Here is an 11,039-nt window from a genome sequence, read left to right on the forward strand (position 1 = left end):
GGTTGCATCAATCTGTGTGCTGCTCCCCAATACATTCTTCACACTATTTTGCGCTGTATATAGCTGACTGCCATTCACTGCATCTGTCGATGTTGAATTGACATCCCCAGCTTTAACATTGGTGATCTTCTGATTGCCTGCATTGATCCCTATCGCTTTGTCGATAATAATGTTGCCAAGAGTCACTTTGTCAACACTAATATTTTTGGCTAAATCATAGTTAATAGTATTATCCGCACTGCGGGTAGCAACTAAATTTCCATCTGTATTGCGGAAATCAACTGTTTCACCTAGCTTAACTTTATCTGAATTAGCACTTTGGGCTGAGATACTGAAACCTTTATCAGTTAAAGTTGTATTTAGCTGATTTTGTGCAGAAAGCAACTGTTCCTCGGTCGCTGCTCGACCACTATTGTAAGTGCCTGCAGGATTCCACGTTGTATTGCTTAACCCAGTAACATCATTTGTCGAAGTATTTACCTTCACATTACCGGCTTTTAATCCAGTATCCGTTAAAGTATTTGTACCGACTTTAACTTCATTATTTTTTATGCTCGCAGAGCCTGTTGTCACACTACCATTGCTACCAAGATTTATTGTTTCAGCAAGACGAATATCTAGCTGATTTGTTCCATTGGCAACCACACCTATATTCCCGGTGGCAGCGAGTGTACCTGTTGCACCGCCTTTCACATTTAGCGTTTCACCAAGTTTACGGGATACTTGAACCCCTGTATCACCAGCAAAGTCTAATGGTTGATTCACTGCGGTATCTAATGCAGTTAAGGCTGCACCTACATTACTAACCGTAGTTTTTGTACCTGTTCCTGCCGGGTTAGTTGTAACGGTATAACTTGGCGCACTAATTGCTCCAGTAGCTTGATTGGCTAATGCCCCACCACCTAATGCTTGTGCTGTTTTATTCGCTAGGTTGGCTAATTCTTCATTGGTTTGGAATAACTGGCTACCATTAATTGCATCAGTACTTGAACCAGATACTCGACCTGCAGCGACATTAATGATTTGACGTTCATTACCTAAACTGCCCACACTCACAGTTGATGTTGGATTTATGCCTGCATAATTATAGGTTTTACCGTTAACAATTGCACTTGCTGTTGGTGTTGCATTACCAGAAATCGATCCACTACCCAAGGCAACTGCATTTGTATGTGTAACTGTTGCACCAGTACCTAAAGCAAAACCATTGGTTGCAGATACATTAGCACCTGTACCTATAGCATTCGAACTTTCAGCACCAGCTTTAGCCCCATTACCAAATGCATTCGCATTTAAACCTGCTGCATCTGCACTTTTACCTATAGCAGACGCATTGAGGCCACTTGCAACGGCACTTGTACCTAACGCAAGCGTATCCTGTCTTAATGCTTGAGCGCCTGTACCAATTGCACTTGCATCTTGTTCAGATGCTTTTGCGCCCTTACCAATAGCATTCGCATTAACTCCTGTTGCTTGCGCATTGGTACCAATTGCGCTGGCATTATCAGCTGCAGCTTTTGCACTATCACCAATCGCATTACTGCTTGTGCTTGTTGCTTCTGCACTTTTACCCATCGCATTGGCATTACCAGCAGTCGCTTTTGCATTATCACCAATTGCATTGGCGCTTGTTCCACTTGCTGTTGCATAGTTACCAATAGCATTAGCACTTACTGCAGTTGCTTTAGCAAAATTACCCAATGCACTCGCATTTTCTTTTGCTGCTAGTGACTCATGGCCAATTGCTGTTCCATTATCGCCCTGTACAATTGCTTTACGTCCAATTGCAATGGCCTGATCAGCATTCTGTACTTCTGAATAACTGCCAATACCCACTGCATAGTCAGAAGTGCCAGTGGTTTTATCAATTTGAATATTGGTACCTATTGCAATACTTTCCATACCATTACTGCTGGCATTGGTACCCATTGCAATATTGTTTGTACTTTTTGCTAAAGCAGTCTTACCAATCGCAATAGATGCATCACCATTTGCTTGTGTGCTGGTATTACCAATTGCAACACTTTCTTTCGCATTAGTTGCAGCATCAAAACCTATAACAACACTTTTTACACCTGCATTACTTGTTGTGACGCCAGCACCAATTGCTAGCGACTCGTCAGCAGTTGCTCCCATATTATTTTTATTCGCTGGATTTTTACTATTAATGGAGACATGATGTTGTCCATTATCTGCAATAGCTTGATTAAGCTGTGCCAAATTCACAGCATCTGTAGCTTGTGTTCCTGCAGCAACATTTGAAATACGGCCATCAGCAGTATACATGGCAGCATTGCCAGGTAAAACACTAATTGCACCAGATGACACTGCATTAATTGCACTCGAAACATCTTTATATTGATGAGTCTGGCCTGTTGTATCTGTCAATTCAATAATGTAGCCCGTAAATGCTCCTGTCGAATCAACACTTGTAGTGCCTCCAATAATACCTGCAACATTTTTTTGCACTGCTTGCAATTGGCTGACATTAACTGCATCTGTACTATTTGCTCCAGCCGCAACATTCGTAATACGGCGCTCTTGTCCAGCTTGACCAACAGAAACTATATTATAGCCGCCCATTTTTGTATCAGCTGTCAAATAAGCCTCGGCAGTTGATGTTCCATTTGCTATACTGGATGCCCCTAGAGCAATATTATTGGTACTAGCTTCCGAGTCACGCCCCAATGCCGTTCCAGAATCGCCTGTCACTTTTGCTTTATAGCCCAGAACAGTTGCATAATCACCGCCAGAAGCTTTGGCCTCATTACCCAGCACGGTCGAACCTGTTGTTGCATCCACACGTGAACCAATCGCTACAGATTCAGCAACTGCGGTTATATTTTTATTCGCATCCCGGCCAATAGCAATATTATCATCACCATTTAAATTGCTTCCTGCATTTACCCCAATCGCAATATTGTCATCTGAGCTGTCATTACCGCTCGCTGACAGGTTGGAACCAGCGCCAACACCTAAAGCAATATTTCGATTGCCAATAACATTTTTCCCACTATCACGTCCAATGGCAATGTGGTCTGTACGGTCATTCGTTGTACCTTGTGATGTACCCACTCCCGCATTCTGACCAATTGAAATACCAGCTGTTGTATTTGCAAAAGCACCTTGACCCAATGCAACAGCACCATCACGGCCCGCATTAGATGCTCCGCCGGCAGCCAGTGCGCCGCTTGCAGCTGCTTGAGCTCCAGCACCAATGGAAATTGCCTGCTCTCCTGAAGTATTACCATTTCGACCTATTGCAATCGCATCCTTTGCAACAGCTTTAGATGAATCACCAAGAGCAACACTAGATTCACCTGTTGCCAAATTAGAAGTACCCAAAGCTATACTATTCTTTCCAAGAGAAAGATTCGCACCGCTGCTTAACAACACCACGAAGCTAGTAACTTGAGCATTTGTAACCGGCACCCCATTAATTTCAGTAATATCTGTTAAATTCGTACCCGCACCTGTCGTAGTTACAGACATGCCATCTATTGCAGTAATTTTATTATTTGCATCTCTTGTATAAACAGGCTGGCGCGGTGTCCCTGTGGTTGAACCAATTGCTGTACTATTTAAACCAATTGCTGCGGATTGTTTACCAATTGCAACTGCATTTTCTTGTTCTGCGCGCGCTTGGTCGCCCATAGCAATTGAACTTGTACCATTTGCAATTGCTTGAGGCCCTATGGCAACCGATTCTAGACCTTTTGACTGTGAATCAGCTGCAGCAGAGTTGGTATGGAAATATTTAATACCAACCCCGACTCCTCCTATTCCAGTTCCAGTGGTATCAACCCCTGTAATATATTCAATAGCTTGCCTTACATTATTAAAAGCTTGTGTACCGCCTTTACCATCACTCACCGTATAGGTTGGATTTTCTAAGGTTCCATTTGCATCTAATTGTGTTCCTAGAGCATCCGCAATATTTTTATTGACGGTATAAAGCTGTCCACCATTAACTGCATCAGTACTGCTCGCATTACTGATATTTCCAGCCGCTAATCCAGTAATTTTTTTACTATTGAGATTCGCACCATTATTGAATGTTGCTAATCCAGTAACATTCAAAGTACCGCCTACAGTTGTATTTCCTGTAGTTATTAAAGCACCCGTAATATTGGTGTTTTTAAGAGCCGTCGTACCATTTGCTACAGTCAAACCATTTCCAATCGTTGCTGAGCCTGTTGTTGTAACATTGGAGAGTGCCGTTGCACCTGTTACGCTCAAAATACCACCTACAGTTGTATTTTGTAATGCAGTAGTGCCAGCCGCAACTGTTAAACCATTTCCAATCGTTGCTGAGCCTGTTGTTGTAACATTAGAGAGTGCCGTTGTACCTGTTACGCTCAAAGTACCGCCTACAGTTGTATTTCCTGTAGTTGTTAAAGTACCCGTAATATTGGTGTTTTTAAGAGCCGTCGTACCATTTGCTACAGTCAAACCATTTCCAATCGTTGCTGAGCCTGTTGTAGTTAATGTACTTGCATTAACTGAACCGTCTGTGTTTAAACCTGCAGTACTTAAAGTCGTATTTGTCCCGACTTTAACTGTACTTGTGGTTTTATCTAATTCAACACTGCCTACCGTAACTTTGTTCAGACTTACGTCATCCGTTGTTGCAACTACAAAATCCGTGCCACTAGGTGTAATTGTAATATTATTTCCCGCTAAAACATCAGCATAAGCTGGCATTACTGTACCTGATGCGATAGCCATAATCACACCTGCGGCAGCTTTTACCGTTTTGGTTTTTGTTTTACTTTTAGCAAGCTCTGAGACAGCAACCCATACTCTTAAAGTTGCATTCCAAATTACTTTATAGACTTTATTCATTTCACACCTAGCCAAAAAATTAAAGATTTTTCACTATAAAAAAGATTAATAAATAATCAAAATTCAACAATAATTTTCATTGTCTACTATTTGTATATTTTTGTCTCTATTTATTTTGATACATTCGTCACACTTTTAAATTAAAGATATATTTAAGTATATATTTTTTTTATATTTATTAAATTTATCTTAATAACGTGTTTTTATATTTTATTTATTATTAATTAAACTTTTTATATGTTAGTAAATGTATACAAAATATACTTTTAAGATGAAAAATCACATAGTTTTTCACTCCTTTTTTCAATCTAAATCTCCTATTGAATATTTGCTATAATTATTCTTTTTTCGTTTTAGGTGCAGTAGTGAAAATCATCTTTGCGGGTACACCAGAATTTGCCGCCACTGCATTGGCTGCACTGCTTAAAACCGAACATGACATTGTTGCGGTCTATACTCAACCGGACCGCAAAGCTGGACGAGGACAAAAACTCACGGCTTCTGCTGTAAAGCAGCTGGCTTTAGCCAATAATATTCCGGTCTACCAGCCGCTTCACTTTAAATCTTCGACTGAAGAAGGCTTGGCCGCACAGGCAGAACTGGCCGCTTTAAATGCCGACGTGATGGTGGTGGCCGCTTATGGCTTGATTCTGCCGCAAATCGTCTTAGATACGCCTAAATATGGCTGCCTGAACATCCATGGTTCACTGTTGCCACGCTGGCGTGGTGCAGCGCCGATTCAGCGTGCCATTGCCACAGGCGATACTGAAACTGGCGTGACCATCATGAAAATGGCAGCGGGTCTGGACACCGGCGACATGATGTTTAAAACCATTTGTCCGATTGAAGCAAGCGACACTTCTGCAACTTTACATGACAAACTGGCTGGACAAGGTGCAAGCGCCATTACAGCTGTTTTAGCATCGGAAGAAAAACTGCAACACTACCTGGCGACCCGTGAAGTGCAAGACGAAACATTGACTGTGTATGCTCACAAGCTTTCCAAAGCCGAAGCGGAAATTGACTGGTCTATAGATGCCGTACAGATTGACCGCAATATTCGTGCCTTCAATCCGTGGCCAGTGGCATTTATCGTACTCGACGAGAAAAACAACTTGCGGGTGTGGAATTCCAAGTTATCTCATGCTACTGCGGAAAATGCTCAACCGGGTGAAATCATTGCCATTGATAAAGATGGCGTTCATGTTGCCTGTGCAAATAACACGGTCATCACACTGACTGCTTTACAATGGCCGGGCGCTAAACCGCTTAACCCTGTACAAATTTTACAAACCCAAAAACTGACTATTGGACAAATTTTATAATGAAGCAATCTCCCAACGCCTCAGCCAAAAACCTTAATTTACGTGCTCAGGTGGTGAAGACGTTATTGGCTGTCCAAAATGGTCAATCGCTGCAATCTGTGCTGGCGCAGCAAATGAACATAGTGTCAGACAAAGACCGTGCTTTGTTCCATGAATTGGTACTGGGTTGTTTACGTCAATGGCATGCATTGAAACAACTGACTTTACCATTACTCTCTAAACCACTGGACAATCAAGTGGTTGAAACTTGTTTGTACCTTGGTTTATACCAATTGCTGTGCACCCGCGTGGCTGCCCATGCGGCCATTTCAGAAACCGTTGAAGCGACCAAACAATTGGGAATGGAAAGCTTAAGTGGCGTGGTCAATGCGATTTTACGTCGTGCCACCCGTGAATCTGAGCAGTTCTATGACGTGCTTGAACAAGCGACGAATTTACCAAGCTGGTTGTCTAAACGTCTGAAAAAAGACTGGGGCGATCAATTTGCTGAACTCAGCTATGAGCTGAAACAGGTTGCACCACTGACTTTACGCGTTAACACCCGTCAGGTCAGCCGTGACGAATATCTCGACATTCTTGAAGATGAAGGCATCGATGCACATAGCTGCGAAATTTCTGAAGTCGGCATTGTCATGGACGAAAGCCTGCACATTCCAAGTTTGCCGGGCTTTGAAGCTGGCGGTTTCTCGGTACAGGATGAACATGCCCAGCTGTGCGCTACTTTATTGCCAAACTTGAATGGCAAAATCGTGATTGATGCCTGCGCGGCACCAGGCGGTAAAACTGCGCACATTTTAGAGAAATATCAGCCGAAAAAACTGATTGCCCTCGACCAAGATGAAAAACGCTTAAAACGTGTTTCTGAAAACCTGGAACGTTTGGTTCTCGATGGCAAACATGTCGAAATTGTCAGCGCAGATGCCGTAACCTGGACAGCACCTGAACCAGCTGATTGCATTGTTTTAGATGCACCGTGTTCAGCGATTGGGGTGATGCGCCGTCATCCAGACATCCGTTTACTGCGTCAATCAACTGATATTGCCAAAACAGTCCAACTGCAAAAACAGATTTTGGACAACATGTGGCAGCAACTAAAAGTCGGTGGCACCTTGCTTTACATCACCTGCTCGATTTTAAAAGCAGAAAATGAACAGCAAATGATCGAGTTCTTCGCCAACCATCCAGATGCTAAAGAAATCAAAATTGAAGCCGACTGGGGCATTGAACAAATCCATGGTCGCCAATTGCTGCCACAAGTCGGCCGGGGCGATGGCTTCTTCTATTGCCGTATCCAGAAAATAGCTTAAGCCATATACTTAAAAAAGGAGGGAGCAAAAACCCTCCTTTTTTATTAGGATGCCCTCTCCTGCCAGAAAGATCGGTGCAAATGCGACCCAGACTTGCGGTAGCACAAGGTTGGGCAACAGCATGCTCCATTCAAGACACAAGTATTCAAGAAACAAAAAGCCATTATCATCAATGATAATGGCTTTCTTTTGCAACAGTATGAACTGAAGTATTTACGGATTTAAAGCGTATGCTGGTCTTTCACTTCTTCCAGCACCTCATCCAGTTCTTCCGGATGTTTCATCAAGTGTAGAATAGATAACACCAATCCGCCCCATAAAAACAGCATCGAGATAATCATCATGACAATTGCTGAAGTATTCATGTTTATTCTCCTAGCGATCTTTCATTCTGGCTAAAACAAACGCCACCACAGCACAGAAAATCACACAGCCCCAGCCAAACAGCCACTGCATACTGATACTATAGTCACCATAGCCTTTTAATAACAAGTTATAAATGGTCATGGCCAATGTAATCAATAAAATCAACGAGGTAATGACCGTTAGGGTAAAATCCCAGCCTTTGCCTAAATGCACGGTTGAAATGGCATTAACGTGATTCCGGATCTCAAGCAAAGCTGAACGCTTAAACCAGGCAATGCTGATAATTGAAATTAATGCACCACCAATAATACCGATGTTATTGATGAAATGGTCAATGATATCCACCAGTTTAATCGAATTGACACTGGAGAATAAAACGATAGAAACCAAAGCACTACCGCCACCAACAATAGTAACAGCTTTCTTACGGCCCCATTTCAGCTTGTCCATCATGGCAGAAATTGGAACTTCCAAAATACTGACCATCGATGAAATACCAGCAACAAACAATGAGGTAAAAAACAGGATACCAAATAAATCCGCACCAGCACCCAGGCTGGAAATGATTTTAGGGAAAGCAATAAAGGCCAGCCCGATACCGCCACTCACCACATCCTGTACATTGCTGTTTGAGCTATACGCCATAAAGCCCAGCGCTGAGAAAATCCCAATACCTGCTAAAATTTCAGTTGAAGCATTGGCAAAGCCCACAATTAAACCTGAACCGGTTAAATTGGTTTTCGGCTTCAGATAAGAAGCGTAGGTCACCATGATCCCGAAACCGACAGATAGAGAGAAGAAGGTATGGCCATACGCCGCCAGCCAGACTTTATAGTCCATCATGGCTGCCCAGTTTGGGGTAAAGAAGGCATTCAAGCCTTCCACTGCACCCGGCAAACGCAGGGATTGAATCACTAACAGGGTAAATAAAACAAACAGTAATGGCATGAAAATCTTGTTGGAAAGCTCAACGCCTTTTTTCACCCCACCATATAAAATGATTAAGGTCAGTACCCAAATTCCAGCCAATGGCCAAAAAATATGACTGACAAAACGCGGGTCAAAACCGGTTGCCTCTGAAGTCTGCAAATAGGTTTTAAAGAAGAACCCTTCCGGGTCGCTGCCCCACATTTGACCAATCGAGAAATAAACGTAACTGCCTGCCCAGGTTAAAACACTGGCATAATACAAGCCAATAATGATACAGACACTGACTTGCCACCATCCCAGGGTTTCGCCTCCCCGGAATAATTTACGGTATGCTTTCGGAGGCGAGCCACTGCTACGATGTCCGACTGCATAGTCCAGAAATAACAGCGGTAAACCCGCAGTAATTAAAGCAATCAAATAAGGGATAAGAAACGCACCACCGCCATTTTCATAGGCAACGTATGGAAAGCGCCAAATATTACCTAAACCGACCGCCGATCCGATAGCGGCAATAATAAAGCCGGATCGTGAGGTCCAATTTTCACGAGAATCTGTCATACAACACCTAAACCTTCGGTATCTTCAGTTGCTGCTTGTTATCGGGTTTATATCGCAAGCAAAAAAAGTACCATTCAAAAATAATTCTTGTGTCTGATTTAGAGGTCACCTTTTGGGTGCAGTATTCTAAATTGCAAACAGATCAGTAAGGATCAAATTTTGCTTAAAAATGTTGATCAATACCCATCCTTTATATGAACTTAACAATACTCACTTTTATAAAAATTTTCTGTAATTTATTTACCAAACATTTCATTTTTATAATCTGTTGAGTTTGAATGCTCATTTAATCGGCTTATTTTTAATCTCTCTTTATTATTGAATAATAAACTTTTGGGAATACATAAATTACATATAAAAACCTGAAGTTATCTTAAGATGCTTCAATCTACTTATTTATGGTGGTGGAATAACGATTTAAAAATTAAATGCCGCATGGCTTTTTCAACTCGTTTACTAAAGATGAGAGATAAATTTCCTGTAATTTTGAGAAACAACAACAATGCAATTTTTTATCATTCACTATATGATGCGCTGAGTTAAGTTTGCTTCCGCTGCATTTAAGTCACAAAAAGATTTTCCAAAAATAACAGTTCACCTCACTTCAGGATTCTTATGCAATCATTCAAAATTCTTTGCTTAGCCCTAGGACTGGGCGCATTCAGCTCCACCCAAGCCGATGTTATTGCGGTTAAAGGCAATATTGATTACTGGCACTACAGCACCGACTTAACCCAACCGGCATCGTCCTTTCCCCAAGCACAACTTGAAGATGATCATGCGCTGTCATTCTCGGTTGCAGTAGAACATCCGGTGCCATTTTTACCCAATGCAAAAATTAAGCATAGTCATTTACAGGCTGACAGCGATCAAAGTTTTGAAGGTGTAAAAAGCCATCAGGTCGACCTCACTTATACAGATTTCATTCTATATTATGAAGTACTGGACAATATTGTCGATGCCGATGTCGGCTTTGGGGCCAAACGTCTAAGCGGAGATATTCTGCAAAACTATACCGACACATTAGATGTCAGTAGTACGCTACCGATGCTTTATGCCCAGGCCGGGGTAAACCTGCCCTTTACCGGCTTAAGTGCTCGAGCTGAAGCCAGTTTTGCTGCACTGAATGATGAACAAATTAGCGATGCTCAAGCAGAACTCAAATATAACTTCATCGATAACCTCTTGGTTGACGTAGGTGCCAGAGTTGGGTATCGCATTTTAGACATTCAGCTGGAAGAAAGTTCAAATGCAGAAACCAAACTCAAATTTAAAGGCCCTTATCTGGGCATAGAAGCATATTTTTAAAGCACTACTGTATGCTTTCGCGTACATGGACTGCAGAAAATGAAGGCTAGGCATGCGGCAGCGTTCAAACTATATTTAACCCATACCGAAACAGGATGTTTCTAAAACAACAAGAATAAAAGTACAAAACAGCAGGATGCGGAGGTAGATCAGGAGTGATATGTTTAACCCATACGAAAAGGCCTCGACATCCTGTCGGGGCTTTTTTATATCTAGGTATATAGCGGTTTTTATTCTTGGCTTTTAAATTTCGTTAATTCTAGGCAAAAAAAAAGCCCCTGCTTTATGCAGGGGCTTTTTAAGAATAATGAGCTGGCGATGACTTACTCTCACATGGGTAATCCCACACTACCATCAGCGCTAAGAGGTTTCACTTCTGAGTTCGGGAAGGGATCAGGTG

Annotated in this window: 6 protein-coding genes and 1 rRNA gene; 3 read left to right on the forward strand and 4 right to left on the reverse strand. The window is 42.1% G+C overall.

All coding sequences use genetic code 11. The features are described from left to right. Positions 1–4,845, reverse strand: a 4,845-nt coding sequence (locus tag B9T38_RS16305; RefSeq protein ID WP_086197755.1) for an ESPR-type extended signal peptide-containing protein, incomplete at its 3' end; no start/stop codon positions are given. Positions 4,846–5,210: 365 nt separating this feature from the next. Here B9T38_RS16305 and fmt point away from each other — a divergent pair. Together fmt and rsmB are read left to right on the forward strand one after the other, a co-directional pair. After that, entirely contained in the window at positions 5,211–6,170 is a 960-nt protein-coding gene (gene fmt / locus B9T38_RS16310) for a methionyl-tRNA formyltransferase (protein ID WP_086197756.1), read from the forward strand. Next, positions 6,170–7,477 (forward strand): 16S rRNA (cytosine(967)-C(5))-methyltransferase RsmB, encoded by a 1,308-nt coding sequence (gene rsmB / locus B9T38_RS16315; RefSeq protein WP_086197757.1) that lies wholly within the window; start codon positions 6,170–6,172, stop codon positions 7,475–7,477. The genes fmt and rsmB overlap by 1 nt, the downstream gene beginning before the upstream one ends. Positions 7,478–7,698: 221 nt before the next feature. On the opposite strand, the gene B9T38_RS16325 is transcribed toward rsmB, so the two are convergent. Beyond that, on the reverse strand, positions 7,699–7,842 hold the full coding sequence (locus tag B9T38_RS16325; protein WP_086197760.1) for a methionine/alanine import family NSS transporter small subunit: 144 nt from the start codon (positions 7,840–7,842) through the stop codon (positions 7,699–7,701). Positions 7,843–7,852: 10 nt separating this feature from the next. Beyond that, the gene (locus B9T38_RS16330; protein WP_086197762.1) at positions 7,853–9,331 is read right to left on the reverse strand and encodes a sodium-dependent transporter; all 1,479 of its coding nucleotides are present in this window, start codon (positions 9,329–9,331) and stop codon (positions 7,853–7,855) included. Positions 9,332–9,946: 615 nt separating this feature from the next. On the opposite strand from B9T38_RS16330, the gene B9T38_RS16335 reads away from it, so the two are divergent. Next, a complete protein-coding gene (locus B9T38_RS16335) occupies positions 9,947–10,639 on the forward strand; it encodes a TIGR04219 family outer membrane beta-barrel protein (RefSeq protein ID WP_086197764.1) in 693 nt (230 codons plus the stop codon). 310 nt (positions 10,640–10,949) lie between these two features. On the opposite strand, the gene rrf is transcribed toward B9T38_RS16335, so the two are convergent. Beyond that, a 5S ribosomal RNA gene (gene rrf, locus B9T38_RS16340) occupies positions 10,950–11,039 on the reverse strand; the annotation flags it as partial.

Origin of the sequence: Acinetobacter sp. ANC 4218 (genome assembly GCF_002135245.1) — a bacterium.
Taxonomy (GTDB): Bacteria; Pseudomonadota; Gammaproteobacteria; order Pseudomonadales; family Moraxellaceae; genus Acinetobacter.

Bases quoted from the DNA above. Each gene is read 5' to 3' on its own strand.
- rsmB (WP_086197757.1), top strand. From the start codon at position 6,170: ATGAAGCAATCTCCCAACGCCTCAGCCAAAAACCTTAATTTACGTGCT.
- B9T38_RS16325 (WP_086197760.1), bottom strand. From the start codon at position 7,842: ATGAATACTTCAGCAATTGTCATGATGATTATCTCGATGCTGTTTTTA.
- B9T38_RS16330 (WP_086197762.1), bottom strand. From the start codon at position 9,331: ATGACAGATTCTCGTGAAAATTGGACCTCACGATCCGGCTTTATTATT.
- B9T38_RS16335 (WP_086197764.1), top strand. From the start codon at position 9,947: ATGCAATCATTCAAAATTCTTTGCTTAGCCCTAGGACTGGGCGCATTC.